Below are 17,027 nucleotides of genomic sequence, written 5' to 3' on the forward strand. Positions count from 1 at the left end.
TGGGCCGGGCCGGGTGCGGCCGCGTGAGGGGGGGCGCCGTGCGGGGCTGCGGTGCGGGCGGTTTTCGGCGATGCGGGCCGAACTTCCGCGTTGCGGTCGGGTCGCCCCCGCCCGGCGCGACGGCGGGGCGGGGACGGGGGCGGGATTCAGGGCTGGTGGGCGGTGACGGTGATCAGGTGGGAGGTCCAGTCGGTCATCTCGCCGACGTAGAGGGTGACGCTCCAGCTGTCGTTGCGGGCGAGGCAGTTGGCGACGCCCTGGCCGCCGCCCGGCCCGATGCAGATCCGGATGAAGTCCCGGTGGGCCTCCCGGACGGGGAGGCCGCGGACGCGCTCCCAGAGGATGGGGAGGGCGTGGTCGAGGCTGGGGAAGTCGGTCGGGAGCATGATGCCGGCGATCCCGGCCCGGACGGCGCTCACGCGGCGTCCGCCTCGGGGGAGATGTGGCACCAGACGAACTTCCCGATGCCGCCCTCGCGCGGGCAGCAGCCCCACTGGGTGGCCAACTCCCGGACGAGGAGCAGGCCTCGGCCGGTCTCGGTGGTGGTGGAGGGGCAGCGGGGCGAGGGCTTCTCGCCGTCGGCGTCGTGCACCTCGATGCGGAGGGTGTCGTCCGGGGAGAGCTGGAAGCGGACGAAGATCAGCCGGTCGCGCGGGGCACGGCAGTGCTGGACGGCGTTGGTGACCAGCTCGCTGACCAGCAACTCACCGGTGAAGACGAGGAGTTCGCCGGACGGGTGGGGGAGGAGGAAGTCGTGGAGCTCCCAGCGGGCGGCGCTCAGTTGATCACGATGCGTCGACCGTCGAGCTATGTTGAGTAGCATGCGCCTGGGAACTTCCAAAGTGCAAGTCCCTACTTTGGAAGTGATCAAAGATTATTGTCGACGCCGAGAGGGGGGCAGACTGGCAGCTCGACAGAAGTGGGGAGGTCGCGGCGGTGCCCGTCAACAAGAACCCGACCGTTCGGCAGCGGCGGCTGGCTCGAACACTCAGAGAGCTACGGGTGGACGCCAATTTGACGATCGCTCACTCGGCGCGGCATCTTGCGTGCGCCGAGAGCAAGATCAGCCGGATCGAGGCCGCCCAGTCGGGTATCAGGCTGGTGGATCTACGGTTGCTGCTCGACCTGTACGGGGTAACGGACTCAGCGGTTCGGGGCCGGTTGGAGGCTCTGTCTCGCGAAGGTCGTCTTCGCGGCTGGTGGGATCGATACTCGGACACGCTGTCGCCGCTCTATGCCGACTTCATCGCACTGGAATCCGATGCGTCGGACATGTACAGCATCCAGACATTTCTGGTGCCGGGCCTGCTTCAGACAGAGGACTACACGCGTGCGGTGGTCCGTGCCCAGATAGAGGATGCGACGTCGGAGCAGGTCGAGCGACTCACGAAGGTTCGCCAGGAGCGGCGCGCCGTGCTGGTGCGTGAGGCGCCGCTTCGGATGTGGGTCGTTCTGTCGGAGTCCGTGCTGAAGCACCGGATTGGTGGACCATCGGTTATGCGTGAGCAGCTCGACTTCCTGGTGGCGAGTGCCGAACAGCCGAACATCAACATCCAGGTCCTGCCGGAGGAGTCAGACGTTCATGCTGCGCTCTTTGGGCCCGTCGCCATCTTGAGCTTCCCCGAGGCGACGGAAACGGACGTGGTGTACGTCGACAGCCTGCTCAGCACGCTCTACATCGAGGAGCCGGAGGAAGTGTTCAAGTACACCAACCTGTTCCGCAGTGCCCTGGCGGAGTCATTGCCGCGTACCGAATCGGTCGCACTCATCGAGCGCGCAAAGGACAAGATCTAGAAATGGCGAGTATGTTCCTGCCGTCCGCTTCCGCTGTCGGACTTGAGTGGCGTAAGTCGTCGTACTCGGGTGCGCAGAGCGACTGCATCGAGGTGGCTGGGGTCGTTGCGATCCCCGGACGTGAGTGGCGCAAGAGCAGCTACAGCGCTCAGGCGAACGAGTGCGTGGAGACCGGCCGGCTGATCCTGGGCGGAATGGCTGTCCGGGACTCCAAGGACCCGGGTGGGCCGGCGCTGGTCTTCCCGGCCGATGCCTGGTCGTCCTTCCTCTCCGGGGTCAAGTCCGGGGAGTTTTCGACCGACTGACATGACAGAGGTGCCCCGCACGGGCTGTGGCCGTGCGGGGCACCTCTGTTGGTTCGTACTTCCTAGAAGTCGTCGTCGAAGGCGACGGTGCCCTCGACGGCCACCTGGTACGCCGACACGCGGCGCTCGAAGAAGTTGGTCAGCTCCTGGACGTTCTGGAGCTCCATGAAGCCGAACGGGTTGGTCGACCCGTACCGGATCGGCAGGCCGAGGCGCGCGAGGCGCTGGTCCGCCACGGCCTGCAGGTACTCCCGCATCGAGGCGGTGTTCATGCCGGGCAGACCCTCACCGCACAGGTCCTGGGCGAACTGGAGCTCGGCCTCGACGGCCTCCTCCAGCATCTCCGTGACCTGCTTGGCCATCTCGTCGTCGAAGAGGTCGGGCTCCTCCTCGCGGACGGTGTCGACCACCGACATCGCGAAGTCCATGTGCATGGACTCGTCGCGGAACACCCAGTTCGTACCGGTCGCGAGGCCGTGCAGCAGGCCCCGGCTCCGGAACCAGTACACGTAGGCGAACGCGCCGTAGAAGAACAGGCCCTCGACGCACGCCGCGAAGCAGATCAGGTTGAGCAGGAACGCCCGCCTGTCCTCCTTCGTCTGCAGCGAGTCGATGTGGTCGACCGCGTTCATGTACTTGAAGCAGAACTGCGCCTTCTGGCGGATGGAGGGGATGTTCTCCACCGCCGCGAAGGCCGCGTTGCGGTCCTCCGGGTCGGGCAGGTAGGTGTCGAGCAGCGTCAGGTAGAACTGGACGTGCACGGCCTCTTCGAACAGCTGCCGCGAGAGGTACAGCCGCGCCTCGGGCGAGTTGATGTGCTTGTAGAGGCTCAGCACCACGTTGTTGGAGACGATCGAGTCGCCCGTCGCGAAGAACGCGACCAGCCGGCCGATCAGGTGGCGCTCGCCCTCGCTGAGCTTCGCCAGGTCGGCGACGTCGGAGTGCAGGTCCACCTCCTCGACGGTCCAGGTGTTCTTGATCGCGTCCCGGTACCGGTCGTAGAACGACGGGTAGCGCATCGGGCGCAGGGTCAGCTCGAAGCCGGGGTCGAGCAGCATCTTGCGGTCTTCGGACTGGGACATTACTGGCAGGCCTCGCAGGACTCGGGGTTCTCCAGGGAGCAGGCGAGGGCGGCTTCCTGCTCCGGGGTGAGGGTCGGGGTGTTCACGGGCACGGGCGCCGGCGCGGCGGCACGGGCGGCACCGGACGCGGCCTGGGCGATGCGGGTGGCCGGGCGGGAACGCAGGTAGTAGGTGGTCTTCAGACCGACCTTCCACGCGTAGGCGTACATCGAGCTGAGCTTGCCGATGGTCGGCGCCGCCATGAACAGGTTCAGGGACTGGCTCTGGTCCAGGTACGGCATGCGGGCCGCGGCCAGGTCGATCAGCGCGCGCTGCGGCAGCTCCCAGGCCGTCCGGTACAGCGAACGCACCTCGGCGGGCAGCCAGTTCAGCTCCTGCACCGAGCCGTTGGCGTCGCGCAGGGCGTCGCGGGTCTGCTGGTCCCAGACGCCGAGCTCCTTGAGCTCGCGCACCAGGTACGGGTTGACCTGGAGGAACTCGCCGGACAGCGTCTCGCGCTTGAACAGGTTGGACACCTGCGGCTCGATGCACTCGTACACGCCGGCGATGGACGCGATGGTCGCGGTCGGCGCGATGGCCAGCAGCAGCGAGTTGCGCAGGCCGGTCTCGGCGATCCGGGCGCGCAGCGCCGTCCAGCGGTCGGCCCACTGCGGGGCGGCCGTCGGGAAGTGGTCGATGTGCAGCTCGCCGCGGGCGGCGCGGGTCTCGCCGTACGCCTCGTGGCGGCCGAGCTGCTCGGCCAGGTCGGCGGAGCGCTCGTACGCGGTGAGCATGATGCGCTCGGCGATGAGGGTGGAGAGGACCTTCGCCTCGGCGGAGTCGAAGTCGATCCGCAGCTGGAAGAAGACGTCCTGGAGGCCCATCACGCCGAGGCCGACCGGCCGCCAGCGGGAGTTGGACGTCCCGGCCTCGGTGGTCGGGTAGAAGTTGATGTCCACCACGCGGTCGAGGAACGTCACGGCCGTACGGACGGTGGCGTCGAGGCGCTCCCAGTCCATGGCGCCGATCAGGTCGTCGGCCGTGGCGCCCGGGGCGACGTGGGCGCCCAGGTTGACCGAGCCCAGGTTGCAGACGGCGGTCTCGGAGTCGTCCGTGACCTCCAGGATCTCGGTGCACAGGTTGGAGGAGTGCACCGTGCGGCCCGGCAGCGCGGTCTGGTTGGCGGCGCGGTTGGAGGCGTCCTTGAAGGTCATCCAGCCGTTGCCGGTCTGCGCGAGGGTGCGCATCATGCGGGCGTACAGGGTCTGCGCCGGGATGGTGCGCACGGCCTTGCCGGCCAGCTCGGCCTTGCGGTACGCCTCGTCGAACTCCTCGCCCCACAGGTCGACCAGCTCGGGCACGTCGGCCGGGGAGAACAGCGACCAGTCCTGGTTGGCGTTGACCCGGCGCATGAACTCGTCCGGGATCCAGTGCGCCAGGTTGAGGTTGTGGGTGCGGCGGGCCTCTTCGCCGGTGTTGTCGCGGAGCTCCAGGAACTCCTCGATGTCGGCGTGCCAGGTCTCCAGGTAGACGCAGGCCGCGCCCTTGCGGCGGCCGCCCTGGTTGACGGCGGCGACCGAGGAGTCGAGGGTGCGCAGGAACGGCACGATGCCGTTGGACTTGCCGTTGGTGCCGCGGATCAGGCTGCCGCGCGAGCGGATGCGCGAGTACGACAGGCCGATGCCGCCGGCGTGCTTGGACAGGCGGGCGATCTGCGCGTAGCGGTTGTAGATCGAGTCCAGGTTGTCCAGCGGCGAGTCGAGCAGGTAGCAGCTCGACATCTGCGGGTGGCGGGTGCCGGAGTTGAAGAGCGTCGGCGAGGACGTCAGGTACTCCAGGCGGCTCATCAGGCCGTACAGCTCGGCCACCTCGCGCACGGACTGCTCGCTGTCGCCGACCGCCAGGCCACAGGCGACGCGGAGCAGGAAGTGCTGCGGGGTCTCGATCACCTTGCGGGTGATCGGGTGGCGCAGCAGGTAGCGGGACTGCACCGTGCGCAGGCCGAAGTACTCGAAGCGGTCGTCGCCCTTGGTGTCGACGAGCGCGTCCAGGGCGGCCGCGTGCTTGGTGACGAAGGCGGCGGTGGTGTCGCCGATCAGGCCCTCGGCGTGGCCGACGGCGATCGAGGCGGAGAAGGACACCGAGCCCTGGCTGTTCGCCTCGTCGACGATCTCCAGGGCGAGCAGGCGGGCGGCGAGCTTCGAGTACTGGGGGTCCTCGGCGATCATCGACGCGGCGGCATCCACGGCCAGCCCGCGCAGCTCGGCGAAGTCCGAGCCGGCGTGGCGGCCGCGCAGCGCGGCGGCGGCGACATGGCCGGGGTCGACCTCGGTGAGGTCGGTGCTGCGGTCGGTGAGCAGCCGCAACAGGGCGCCGCCGGGGTCGGAGACCGTCGGGTCGGTGAAGGCGGTGCCGGTGCCCTGGGCGGGCAGGGTGGCTGAGGCGGCGATGGTCAAGGCGCTCTCTCCTGGCGGCGATCGGCGGCGGTGATCGGGGGTACCGGGCCGATCGGGGCAGGGGAGCACGCACGCGGGCGCAAGCGGCGTCCGCGCGACGGTGGCATCCCCGGCCCGCCCGCGAGGCCCGGAAGGAAACTGCTCGTGCTGCCGGCCTCTGCGGGAGGGCCCGTGGCACACCGTCGGCAGGTGTTCGGACTCGCGGGGAGGGCTCGTGGAGCCGCCCGCTCACCGCTGCGGGGCAGTCCCGGATTCGCACCGGGTTCCCCTGCATCGACAGCAGGGACGAGCATACATCTAGTGCCGTGAGTCCGATGCAGCCCCACATGTTGTGTCGCGAAGTACAGTTGTTCGACTGTGTGTGCGATAAACTGCTCAGGCTGGAGGGTGCCATTCCTGGCCTGTGCGGGCCTCGCACGGGCGCATCCGGACCTGGGCGGTCCCGCTCGCGGCGGCGCCCGGATTCTCGACGCAGCGCCCGGTGCCCTGGTTCGCGAGCTGCCCCGTCGGGGTCACCCGCCAGCGCTGATCGGGGCGCGAGGTGCAGTCCGTGAGGACGGGGAAACCGAGGCCCGGATCCTCGACGCAGCGCCCGTTCTGCCCCACCGAGCCGTCGTCCCCCATCGTCCACGCCTGCGCGGGCGAGCCGTCGCAGGTGCCGGCGCCGATCGCGGCCGGATCGCCCGCCACCCGGCTGTCCAGGCAGAGACCGGGCAGGGCCGAGGTGATCGCGCCGCTGGGCTGCCCGGCGGCGGCCTGGAACGAGAACGAGTCGCTGCTGAGCCCGGCGCCCCCGTCCCAGATCTCGAACCCGGCCTGGACGGCGCACAGGTACGAGCCCGCCGGGACGTAGCCGCGCTGGACGGCGTCGCGGGTGAAGGCCCGCAGGTCCAGGTCGGTGACGGAGGTCGCGCTGGTGGCCATCTCGTAGGTGATCAGGGTGTGGCTGCTCTTCTTCGGCGCCTCGTACACCCGGTAGGAGGCGCCGCCGACCTGGAGCTCGCCGGCCTGCCGGCCGAACGGGGTCTTGCCGTTCCCGCGCAGCCAGATCATCAGCTCGGCGCTCTCGGTGAAGGAGCAGCTGGTCCGGCTGTTGCTGTACCAGACGTCGTACGAGGCGTTGTAGACGCCGCTGTCGATCTGCGTGGTCCGCCAGCTGCTGGTGGCGTAGCGCAACTTGTCGACCGCGATGGGTAGCGGGCCGGTGCCGGGCTGGAGCTGGGTGCTGATGTGCGGGTACGCGCCGGGGCCGCGGTCCGGGTCGGTCAGGCTGGCGGGGCCGATGCCGCTGCGGGTCACCCGGAAGCCGCTTCCGCCGTCGGTGCCGCTGATGCAGAGGCCCCCGGTGGCGTTCCACTCGTTCGGGTTGATCAGGTAGCGGCCGGAGTCGACGGCCTGGGCGGGGTAGCGGTTCTCCCCGGTGGAGCAGATCTCGCCGGCGGTGGCGGCCGGCAGCGGGGCGACCGCGGGGGCGGTCTGGTCGGGCTGCCTGCGGTCCCGCGGGAGCAGCACGGCGCACAGGATCAGCGCGATCACGATGGTCGGCGCGAGCCACCACCACGAGCGCCGGGTCGCGCGCCCGGTTCCGGGTACGGCGGGGGTGGTCATGGGGTTCTCGCCTCCCTGCTGCGGTGTTGTCGGCCGGTACGAGGGCCGGCTCGGCGGCGCGCTCACCCGGCGGGGGTGGAGCTCGACCGGGGCCGGGTCGCGGGGGAGGTCGGCTTCTTGACGGGGGGCTTCGTGGTGGAGCCGGCCGTCGGGCTCGGAGTGGTCGGGGGATCGGTCGTCGGGGCGGGCGCGGGGGCCGGCGGCGCGGCGGTCAGGGCCGGCTGGGAGCGGATGGTCCAGGGCGTGTTGTAGCGGGGCGCGGAGACCCCGGCCGCGAACGCCTCGGACGCGGCGCCGGACGCGGCGACCCTCCAGTCGACCTCCTTGCGCGACTCGTACCAGATCACGCCGATGATGTCGGGGTGCTGGGGGAGCTGCGCGAACATCTCGGTGATCCACTGCGCCTTCAGCCCCGAGGTGTCGGTGGCCCCGGTCTCGGTGATCACCACGGGCTTCTTCGTGAACGCCCGGATCTGCTCGATGGTCGGCTGGAAGATCTGGTCGAACGACTTGTACTTCTCGACGCCGGTGGTGCCGTAGTAGCCGGACAGGCCGACCCAGTCGACGTAGTCCTCGCCCGGGTAGAGCGTGTTCAGGCTGGTGGCGTTCTCGTAGTCGACGTTGGGGCTCCACACCCAGGTGACCCGGGTGGCGCCGACCTGCTTGAAGATGTCGTGGACGTGCTGCCACGCCTGGACGTACTGGCCCTTCCGGTTGCCGTTCGCCTGCTCGGTCCAGGGGTACCAGTAGCCGTTCATCTCGTGGGCGAAGCGCAGGGCGATGGGGTAGCCGAGGCCCTTGACGCCCTCGGCCCAGGTCCTGATGTAGTCGTCGAACCTGCCGTCGATGATGTTCGAGAGGGCGTACTCCGGCTGCTCGCCGCGGAGCTTGTCCTCCTTCGCCTCCTTGCGGTAGTCCCACGGCTCCCAGGCGACCATCGGCATGATGCCGCGCTCGGCGACGGTGTCGAACACCCGGCGGTCGAACTTCCGGTCCCACCAGCCGACCGAGAACTCCAGCACGCTCGGCTGGTGCTTGACGGCGGCGGTGAACTCGTCGAGCGGGCCGAGGTCGTACGGGCCGGGTTTGGTCATGATGCCGGTGAAGGCGCCGCCGGCCGGCGGGAACTGCGGCGGCGGGGGCGGCGGGACGGCGGTCGCGCCCGGCGTGGTGGGGGTGACGGAGGGGGACGGCGACGCGGCCAGGGCGCTGGTCAGCCAGCCCGGCATCGCCGTGGGGGCCGCACCGGCGAAGCTGTACGGGTCCTGGTCGTGGTTGCGGGAGAGCCGGGGCGCGAGCACGAAGGTGTACCCGACCATCAGCACCAGGGCGAGCAGGGCGGCGATCCGGGGGACGGTGATCCGCAGCATCAGCGGGCCCCCCGCTCGGGCCGGCCGCCGACCCGAGCGGGCTCAGGCCCTTCCTCGAACCCGTCCTCCTCCACGGCCGTCGGGGCGGGCTCCCCGGCGTGCGGCGGTTCGGTCCGTTGGACGGGCAGGGACGCGGTCACGAGTTCCTCGGCGGTGTCGGCGGCCCTGGCGGCGACGGCCCGCTGGGCCCGCGCCTCGCGGCGGGCGCCGACGAAGGAGATCGCCAGCGGCGCGAGGCCGGTGAACAGGCTGACCCCGGCCCAGAAGCGCAGGATCCAGATGTCGTGGTGCAGCGTGAAGCTCGCGCCGAGCAGCCCGCCCGCGACCGCCGCCCACAGCAGGTGCAGCCGGAACGTCGACAGCGACTCGGCGCTGCGCAGGTCGCCCTTGGCGGTGACGGCGTAGGCGAGCGGGCGGCGCAGCAGTGCCGCGATCGCGGCGGCCACGTAGACCGGGCCGGCGAACAGGGCGAGGCCCATGCCGGCCATGCCGATCTCGCGCCGCTCGTGCGCGGCCAGGTTGAACCGGCGCAGCCACAGCCACAGCACGAGCCAGCTGCCCATGCTGGCGCCCCACAGGGCCATCCAGTGGGTGCTGTTGAGGTGGATGGAGGTGATGCCGAGGGCCAGGTAGACGGAGGTGGCGAGACTGCCGAGGACGGTGGTGAGCGCCACGCTCGGGTAGTAGAACTGGACCAGGCCGTAGAGCACGCGCTGGCGGAGCCGCAGCTTGATGCCCGAGCGCAGCCGGCTCTTGAGCAGGATCTCCCAGATGCCGTAGGCCCAGCGCTTCTGCTGGTTGAAGTAGTCGGTCCAGGAGGTCGGGCCCTCGCCGACGGCGAGGACGTCGGGGGTGTAGACGCCCTTCCAGCGCTGGCCGGTCCCCGGATTGACGGAGGCCTGGACCCGCATGCTGGTGAGGTGGTCCTCGATGATCGAGTCCTGGTAGCCGCCGATCTGCTGCCAGGCGCTGGGCCGGTACAGGTGGTTGGTGCCGATCAGCAGCGGGGCGTCCATGCCGTTGCCGCCGCGCTCGACCAGACCGGAGAACAGGTACTGCTGCACGGAGGCGCCGTGGGCGACCCAGTTGTCGTACATGTTGCCGTACACCTGGGGGGCGACCACGAAGGCGACGTCGGGGTCGCGGAAGTAGCCGAGGGTGCGCTCCAGGAAGCAGGGCAGCGGGACGTGGTCCGGGTCCATCTGGGCCACCACGTCGTAGCCGTGCTCGTGCTCGGCGCGCCAGGAGTTGTGGTTGCCGGACTTGGTCTTGGCGCGGAACTCGCCCTCGGCCTGGTTGTACTCCGGGCGCCCCTTGCGGCTGAAGTGATTGACGCCGAGTCGGGCGGCCATCTTCTTGACGCGGTCGTCGTCGCCCTCGTCGAGGATCCAGACGTCGACCTGACCGTCGTACTCGATCCGCAGCATCGCCGCGAGGGTGCGCTCGACGATCTCGATCGGCTCCTTGGAGGGCACGATCGTGGTGAGCACCGCGACCCGCAGACCGGGCGGCGGGGTGACCGGCACCGGGTCCTTGGCACGGAACGCGAAGACCCAGACCGCGAGGTTCTGAACCAAGCGGATGACTTCCACCGTGATAACTGCACAGAAGCAGATTCTGGCGAGGTTGATCCGCCAGTCCGGGGACCAGCCCACACCGGAGCCGGGAATGTGTTCGGGGAGGAGCAGCCAGCCGACGAAGGCGAGGCCGGCGAGTGCGTTGACGGTCACCAGGAGGGTCGTGACGAACGTGACGCCGCGCGAGGAGACCGAGCGGTAGCGAACGGCGGCGCCGTCCTCACCGGTCGTCAGCGGGCCGACGGTCTCGGCACATGCGACGTAGGCCCGTTGGGCCGCGCTGTTGCGCAGGTCCCGGCGGACGATGCGCCGTTCGTGCCGGGACCGGGGCAGGACGCGTCCGTGGCGTCCGCGCACCCGGCTGCTCCGCTTCGCCGCCCGTTCGTCGGTGGAATCCACCAGTCAACCCCCGTACAGCCGCTCCGTCGTACCGAAGCGCTGGTTCCCTGCTCTGTCACCGCCCACCGGCGCCGGACACCCGGCCGCCGTTCGGCGGCAACGGCGTGTCGGCGCCCCTCAGGGGCCTCGCTGATAGTCGTTCAATCGGTCAGCATACGGGCCGTGGTCGAGCGATCTCAGCCCGGGGCCGGGGCCGGGCGCGCCAGGGCCCGCAGGCTCCGCGGGAGGGCGGGCCCGCGGGTGGGGCGAGCGTCAGGGTGTGATCTTGACGGAGTTCGCGATCTGGTCCATCAGCGCCAGCGGGGGAGCCTCCGCCGCCTGGTCGAGGCAGATCTGGAGCACGGGGACGGTGGTGGCCCCGGCCGCCGGGGTGACCTGGAGGACGCCGCAGTAGCTGTCCGGCGTGGAGGAGGCGCTGGACATCGGGACGTGCCACAGCGCGAGGTAGCCGTCCAAGCCCTGGATCTTGACGGCCGACTGCTTGACCGGCTCCGGCGGGGCCGGCGCGTCGGCGCCGTAGCGGGTGTTGTAGAGCAGCTGGCCCATGCCGAGCACCAGCGACTTCGGATCGGACCAACCACCGTTGAACACCCGGAGGTTCTGGACGACCAGGCCGCGGGTGCAGGCTCCGCTGCCGTGGCCCACGCAGGCGTACGGGCTGACCGCGTAGCGGACCTCGTTCGGGGCCTTGGCGTCGACCTGGACCTGCCAGTCCTGCGGCAGCATGAAGTTCATCTTCGAGTCCTGGCCGACGATCTGCCGGCCGCCGGGCAGCTGCTGGCCGCCGGTCAGGGCGGTGCCCATGAAGCCGTTCGGGCTCTTGGGGTCGGCGGCGACCGTCGGGGACGCGGTCGGATCGGCCTTCGCCGAGCCGGGCTTGGCGGTCTTGTGACCGACCACGTAGCCGGCTCCCGCCATGGCCACCGACAGCACCACGGCGCCGACGGCCAGGAGCACCCGGCGCTTGGTGCGGTCCGGCTCGACGGTCTCGAACACCACCGAGGTGGGAATCGGCCTGGGACCCGGCACGGCGGGCGCGGCCTGCGCCGCCGGTGCGACGGGCTGGGTCGGTACGGAAGGCGGCGTCGGCGCGGCCGGCACCGGGGGAACGGGCTGTCGAACCGGTGCCACCGGGGCGGCGGCCGTCGGCGCGGCGGCGCTCTGGGCGGTATGGCCGGGGAACGGGTTCGCGGGCGTGCCACCCCCCGGCTTGGCCTGAACCTTGTCGGTCCAGGTCGAACCGTCCCACCAGCGCAGCGTGTTGGCCTGCCCGGAAGGGTCTTCGTACCAGCCGCTGGGCACACTCCCCGTCGTCATGCGGCGGATACTAGCAGCGAGCCGATCGGATGGTCATTTCAAGTCACCAAGTGCGTGCGGCAGTCGATGCCGGGTCAGAACGCCATCGTGTAGACCATCAGGTCCATCCCCGGGTACGGGGCCCAGTCGCGCTCGGGGGTGCGGCGGAAGCCGACCCGCTCGTAGAGGCGGTGGGCGGTGGTCATCTCCGGGCGGGTGGAGAAGGCCATGCCGGCCAGGCCGAGGTCGCGGCTGCGGGCGACGGAGGCGCGGACCAGGGCCTCGCCGACGCCCCGGCCCCGGGCGGCGCCGGCGGTGGCCAGCATCCGTATCTCGCCCTCCCGGGGGGAGGCGATGTCCGCCCACTCCGTGCCGCCGACGGCGAAGGTCACGCAGCCGAGGACCCCGGCACCGGCCGCGTCGACGGCGACCAGGAGTTCGGCCTCCCGGGCCCGTCGCCCGGCGTCGCGCAGCAGCTCGACATAGGTGCTCGTGGGGTTGGTGAAGCCGTCGCCGACGAAGGCCTCGACGGTGATCCGACCGGCGTCGGTGAGGTCCTCGGGGAGGGCCTGGCGGATGAGGAAGTCCATCGGGCCAGTGTGCCGGAGCCCTGGTCGGGGCGGTCCTCCGGGGTCGAACGGCTCGTAGGGACCGGGGCCGCGGCCGGGTCGGCGGTGCCGTACAGCCGCTCGGGCCGGGCCGGGTCGGCCGGGTAGCCGCCCGGGCGGTGGTAGTTGTCGCGGCCGGCCGCCGGGCCGCTGGAGGTCTCGCGGCCGATCAGGAGGCCGAGCAGGCCGAAACCGCCGACGGCCGCGGTCATGGCGAGTGCGCCGATGAGGGTGTCGCTGTCCATGGGCACCACTGTGGCCGGGCGGCGCCGTGGCCACGAGTGGCAGGAACGACCGATCACCTCGAAATCCTGCCATCCGGTTCCTTCCGCCGGGGCGGGCACCGGGGGCATCCTGGTGGGCATGCTGAAGAACGTGGTCGCGGTGGTGCTGGAGGAGGTCCACCCCTTCGAACTGGGCGTGGCCTGCGAGGTGTTCGGCCTGGACCGCACCGCCGACGGGCTGCCGGGCTACGACTTCGCGATCGCCGGGGCCCGTCCGGGGCCGCACGCCACCCACTCCGGCTTCGCGGTGGACGTCCCGTACGGCCCGGAGCGCCTCGCCGGGGCGGACCTCGCGGTGGTCACCGCGGCGAGCATCCGCCGCGACTACCCGGAGCCGCTGCTGGCGGCGCTGCGCGGGGTGGTCGAGGGCGGCGGCCGGGTGCTGTCCATCTGCAGCGGCGCCTTCGTGCTGGGCGCCGCCGGGCTGCTGGACGGCCGTCGTGCCGCCACGCACTGGCGGCACAGCGCGGCGCTGGCCGAGCGCTTCCCGCTGACCGCGGTCGAGCCGGACGTGCTGTACGTCGACGACGACCCGGTGATCACCTCCGCCGGGACGGCGGCCGGCATCGACGCCTGCCTGCACCTGGTGCGCAAGGTGCAGGGTGCCGAGGTGGCCCGGGAGATCGCCCGCCGGATGGTGGTGGCCCCGCACCGGGAGGGCGGGCAGGCCCAGTTCGTGAACCGCCCGCTGCCCGAGGCCGCCGACGCCTCGCTGGCCCCGCTGCTGGACTGGATGCGCCACCACCTGGCCGAGGAGGCCACCGTCGAGCAGCTGGCCGCCCGGGCGCACATGTCGCCGCGCACCTTCGCCCGCCGCTTCCAGCAGGAGACCGGCACCACCCCGCACCGCTGGCTGGTCGGGCAGCGGGTGCTGCTCGCCCAGCGGCTGCTGGAGTCCACCGCCGAGCCGGTGGACGCGATCGCCGCCCGCTGCGGCTTCGGCAACGCGGCCGCCCTGCGACACCACTTCGGCCGCCGACTGGGCACCACGCCGCTGGCCTACCGGCGCTGCTTCGCCGAGCCGGAGCCCCGGGCGGGCTGAGGGGACCCCCTGGGCGGGGTCGACCGGACCCCCGGGCGGGCCGAGGGGCGTCAGTCCCCGCCGGGCACCAGGTGCCCGACCCCGTTCCAGCCGTCCGGCCGCAGCCGCCCGTCCTGGGCCCGCCACAGGCTGGTGGAGCAGTTGTGCACCGGCCCGAGCGCGGTGAGCTGCTCCTCGGTGAGCCGGTCCAGCGCGTAGCGGAGCATCAGCACCGTGCAGTCGTGCGCGACCAGCAGGACGGGCCGCCCGGCCTCCTCCTCGCAGAGGTCCCGCAGCAGGCTGCGCACCCGCAGCGCGACGTCGGCCCAGGACTCGCCGCCCGGCGGGCGGTAGTACAGCTCGCCCATCTTGCGCCGCCGGGCCGCCTCCTCCGGGTGCTTGGCCTCGATCGCGGCCTTCGGCAGCATCTCCAGGATGCCGAGCTCTCGGTCGCGCAGCCGTTCGTCGTACCGGACGGCCAGGGTGACCGGGACGGCGCCGAGCCCGGCGGCCTGGGCGAGCGCGATCCGGGCGGTCTCGGCGGTGCGCACGTACGGGGAGCACCAGACGCTGCGCGGGCGGTCCGCGCTGGGCAGGCCGGCCCACCAGTGGCCGAGCGCCTGGGCCTGCTGCCGGCCGTGCAGCGACAGCGGGATGTCGGCGTCGCGGCAGCTGATCGGGACGCTGAGCGCTCCGGCGGCCTCGGCCAGCTGGAACTCGACGTTGGCGGTGGACTCCCCGTGCCGGGTGGCGATCAGCAGGGACGGCAGCCGGCCGGCGGCGGCCGGGCGGTGGGTGCTGCCGTGCTGTTCGTGGCCGCCGGGGTGCTGCCCCTGCCCGCCGGGGTGCTGGCCGTGGGCGGCACCGCGCTGACCCTGGGCGGCGCCGTGCTGGCCCTGGGTGGACTGGTGCTGGCCGTTGAGGGTGGTGCCGAGTTCTGCCATGGCCGCGAGCTCCCCGTGGTCGATCAGGTTCCGGCCGGATGCCGGTCCGGTCTGGTGGTGCCCGGCGTGCACGCCTGTTCATACATATGATCGCGCCGCCTTCTCCAGTGTTCACGGAGAAGGCGGCGCGATCACAGGGCGCGTACCGCGCGAATCAGTGCGCCGCTACAGGCTCCGGCGCGTTCTTCAGCTCTTCGTCACCGGCTTCGGCGCTGTAGTCGGACGGCCTGGTCTCGTCCGGGAGCTCCGGCGCCTTGACCGCCCGCAGCACCAGGGTGAGCGCCACCGCGACGATCAGGTTGAGCGCGAACGCGGTCAGGCCGATGTAGCCGATCTCGCCGATGCCGGGGATCCCGGCCGCGCTGCCGCCGAAGTGCTTGGTGGCCGGGCTGGCGATCCCGTACGCCTTCCAGGTGCCGTACACCATGCCGGCCGCCCAGCCGGCGAACAGCGCCCAGTGGTGGAACCAGCGGGTGAACAGGCCGCCGACGATCGCCACGAAGGTCTGCAGGATCCACAGGCCGCCCAGCAGCTGGAGGTTGATCGCGGCCTGCTTGTCCATGCCGAGCACGAAGGCCAGGGCGCCGACCTTCACCAGCAGCGAGACCAGCTTGGCGATCCGGGTCTCGTCGGCGGGGGTGGCGGAGGGCTTGAGCCAGTCCTTGTAGACGTTGCGGGTGAACAGGTTGGCCGCCGCGATGGACATGATGGCGGCCGGCACCAGCGCGCCGATGCCGATCGCGGCGAAGGCCACGCCGGTGAACCAGTCCGGGAACATGTCCGCGAACAGCTGCGGCACCGAGAGCTGGGCGTTGTAGCCCTTGACGCCCTTGCCCACGCCCGCCGCGATCGCCATGAACCCGAGCAGCGCCAGCAGGCCCAGCATCAGCGAGTACGCGGGCATGATCGCCATGTTGCGGCGCACGGTGCTGCGGGACTTGGAGGCCAGCACGCCGGTGACCGAGTGCGGGTACATGAACAGCGCCATCGCCGAGCCGAGGGCCAGCGTGGCGTACGTCCACTGGCTGCCGTGCGGGACGGTCAGCGATCCCTTGGCGCCCGGCGCGCTGAACTTGTGCGCGGCGGCGTCGAAGATGTGCCCGTAGCCGCCGAGCCGGATCGGGATGTAGATCACCGCGACGATGATCACGATGTAGACGAGGGCGTCCTTGACGAAGGCGATCAGCGCCGGGGCGCGCAGGCCGGAGGAGTAGGTGTAGGCGGCCAGCACGCCGAAGGCGATGAACAGCGGCAGGTCCTTGACGAACCAGTTGGCGTTCTCCCCGCCGCCGACCCCCAGCACGTCCAGCACGGCCTGGATGCCGACGAGTTGCAGGGCGATGTACGGCATGGTGGCCAGGATCCCGGTCAGCGCGACGACCAGCGACAGCGGCCGCGAGCCGTACCGGCCGCGCACGAAGTCGGCCGGGGTCACGTAGCCGTGCACCCGGGAGACCGACCAGAGCCGGGGCAGGAAGAGGAAGACCAGCGGGTAGGCGACGATCGTGTACGGCACCGCGAAGAAGCCCGCCGCGCCGGTGGCGTACACCGCCGCGGGGACGGCGACGAAGGTGTACGCGGTGTAGAGGTCGCCGCCGAGCAGGAACCAGGTCACCCAGGTCCCGAAGCTGCGCCCGCCCAGGCCCCACTCGTCCAGGTGCGCGGCGTTGTCCGCGCGGCGCCAGCGCGAGGCGAGGAAGCCCATCACGGTGACCAGGGCGAAGAACAGCACGAAGACCACGAGGGCCGGAACGTTGACGTCCTTCATCGCGCACCGCCCTTCCGGGCCGCCTTGCGGGCCTTCTCGTCCCGGGTGATCAGCAGGTAGGCGGCGACCGTGAACACGGCCGACACCGGCACCCAGAGCAGCTGGTACCAGTAGAAGAAGGGCACCCCGGCCACCGCCGGTTCGCTCTTGTCGTACGAGGACACCCAGAGCATCGCGACGATCGGCACCAGCAGGGCGAGGCCGGCCAGCACCCGCTCGGGCGTCACGGCCGGGACGGGCCTCCCGGCTGGCTCGGGCATGACATCTTCGAGGGTGAGGGGATCAGACGGCATCTTCGGCTCCGCTCCGGAGGGTTCCCCGTCGGCGCCGCAGCCCGGTCGGCGCCGAGCGCCGCACGGGCCCGCCGAGCAGCACCATCGGTGATCGGCAGTCAGGTCAGTACGGCTGCGCAATCTAGAGCATGGGGTGATCCATGTCACCGGAATTGACGGAACTTCCCGCCAGTCGGACGCAACCGACCGGTTGTTCACCGCCGGGCGGCGGAAACGCGCTGCCGCGGCGGGACGTGAGGCGCC

General features: G+C 71.3%; 15 protein-coding genes and 1 riboswitch. Of the genes, 3 read left to right on the plus strand and 12 right to left on the minus strand.

Annotated elements, in window-relative coordinates; genetic code table 11:
• Nucleotides 1-146: 146 nt before the first annotated feature.
• Nucleotides 147-419, minus strand: coding sequence for a hypothetical protein (locus tag ACWGKU_RS24535; RefSeq protein WP_452177966.1), 273 nt, complete (start codon nt 417-419; stop codon nt 147-149).
• A complete protein-coding gene (locus ACWGKU_RS24540) occupies nt 416-823 on the minus strand; it encodes an ATP-binding protein (protein ID WP_452177965.1) in 408 nt (135 codons plus the stop codon). Before ACWGKU_RS24540 ends, ACWGKU_RS24535 begins: the two co-directional genes overlap by 4 nt.
• A 113-nt stretch (nt 824-936) precedes the next feature.
• On the opposite strand from ACWGKU_RS24540, the gene ACWGKU_RS24545 reads away from it, so the two are divergent.
• Together ACWGKU_RS24545 and ACWGKU_RS24550 are read left to right on the plus strand one after the other, a co-directional pair.
• Nucleotides 937-1,794 carry a helix-turn-helix domain-containing protein gene (locus tag ACWGKU_RS24545; protein WP_401050608.1) on the plus strand — a complete coding sequence of 286 codons (858 nt, stop codon included), beginning with the start codon at nt 937-939 and terminating at the stop codon, nt 1,792-1,794.
• A gap of 11 nt (nt 1,795-1,805) precedes the next feature.
• Nucleotides 1,806-2,099, plus strand: a complete 294-nt coding sequence (locus ACWGKU_RS24550; RefSeq protein WP_452177964.1) for a DUF397 domain-containing protein — start codon at nt 1,806-1,808, stop codon at nt 2,097-2,099.
• Between the two features lie 62 nt (nt 2,100-2,161).
• Here ACWGKU_RS24550 and ACWGKU_RS24555 read toward each other — a convergent pair whose 3' ends face one another.
• The 7 genes from ACWGKU_RS24555 to ACWGKU_RS24585 form a co-directional block, all read right to left on the minus strand.
• Nucleotides 2,162-3,181, minus strand: coding sequence for a ribonucleotide-diphosphate reductase subunit beta (locus ACWGKU_RS24555; RefSeq protein ID WP_401050605.1), 1,020 nt, complete (start codon nt 3,179-3,181; stop codon nt 2,162-2,164).
• Nucleotides 3,181-5,592, minus strand: a complete 2,412-nt coding sequence (locus tag ACWGKU_RS24560; protein ID WP_401050610.1) for a ribonucleoside-diphosphate reductase subunit alpha — start codon at nt 5,590-5,592, stop codon at nt 3,181-3,183. The genes ACWGKU_RS24555 and ACWGKU_RS24560 overlap by 1 nt, the downstream gene beginning before the upstream one ends.
• Nucleotides 5,593-5,783: 191 nt before the next feature.
• Nucleotides 5,784-5,909, minus strand: a riboswitch (cobalamin riboswitch).
• An 82-nt stretch (nt 5,910-5,991) separates the two neighbouring features.
• A complete protein-coding gene (locus tag ACWGKU_RS24565) occupies nt 5,992-7,224 on the minus strand; it encodes a GH12 family glycosyl hydrolase domain-containing protein (RefSeq protein ID WP_452177963.1) in 1,233 nt (410 codons plus the stop codon).
• A 62-nt stretch (nt 7,225-7,286) separates the two neighbouring features.
• Complete coding sequence (locus tag ACWGKU_RS24570; RefSeq protein ID WP_452177962.1) at nt 7,287-8,594, minus strand: glycoside hydrolase family 26 protein; 1,308 nt, start codon at nt 8,592-8,594, stop codon at nt 7,287-7,289.
• Entirely contained in the window at nt 8,594-10,570 is a 1,977-nt protein-coding gene (locus ACWGKU_RS24575; RefSeq protein ID WP_401054136.1) for a glycosyltransferase family 2 protein, read from the minus strand. The genes ACWGKU_RS24570 and ACWGKU_RS24575 overlap by 1 nt, the downstream gene beginning before the upstream one ends.
• Before the next feature lie 252 nt (nt 10,571-10,822).
• Complete coding sequence (locus ACWGKU_RS24580; protein ID WP_401054134.1) at nt 10,823-11,887, minus strand: DUF2510 domain-containing protein; 1,065 nt, start codon at nt 11,885-11,887, stop codon at nt 10,823-10,825.
• Between the two features lie 74 nt (nt 11,888-11,961).
• Entirely contained in the window at nt 11,962-12,456 is a 495-nt protein-coding gene (locus ACWGKU_RS24585; RefSeq protein WP_452177961.1) for a GNAT family N-acetyltransferase, read from the minus strand.
• Between the two features lie 381 nt (nt 12,457-12,837).
• On the opposite strand from ACWGKU_RS24585, the gene ACWGKU_RS24590 reads away from it, so the two are divergent.
• Complete coding sequence (locus tag ACWGKU_RS24590) at nt 12,838-13,800, plus strand: helix-turn-helix domain-containing protein (RefSeq protein ID WP_452177960.1); 963 nt, start codon at nt 12,838-12,840, stop codon at nt 13,798-13,800.
• A 50-nt stretch (nt 13,801-13,850) separates the two neighbouring features.
• Here the strand turns inward: ACWGKU_RS24590 and ACWGKU_RS24595 are convergent, their stop codons facing one another.
• The 3 genes from ACWGKU_RS24595 to ACWGKU_RS24605 all read right to left on the minus strand — a co-directional run bounded on the left by ACWGKU_RS24595 (nt 13,851) and on the right by ACWGKU_RS24605 (nt 16,751).
• A complete protein-coding gene (locus ACWGKU_RS24595; RefSeq protein ID WP_452177959.1) occupies nt 13,851-14,723 on the minus strand; it encodes a histidine phosphatase family protein in 873 nt (290 codons plus the stop codon).
• Between the two features lie 154 nt (nt 14,724-14,877).
• Nucleotides 14,878-16,491, minus strand: coding sequence for a monocarboxylate uptake permease MctP (mctP, locus tag ACWGKU_RS24600; RefSeq protein ID WP_359904553.1), 1,614 nt, complete (start codon nt 16,489-16,491; stop codon nt 14,878-14,880).
• Nucleotides 16,488-16,751, minus strand: a complete 264-nt coding sequence (locus ACWGKU_RS24605) for a DUF3311 domain-containing protein (RefSeq protein ID WP_452177958.1) — start codon at nt 16,749-16,751, stop codon at nt 16,488-16,490. Before ACWGKU_RS24605 ends, mctP begins: the two co-directional genes overlap by 4 nt.
• Nucleotides 16,752-17,027 lie beyond the last annotated feature (276 nt).

It is taken from the genome of Kitasatospora sp. NPDC054768 (assembly GCF_053612025.1).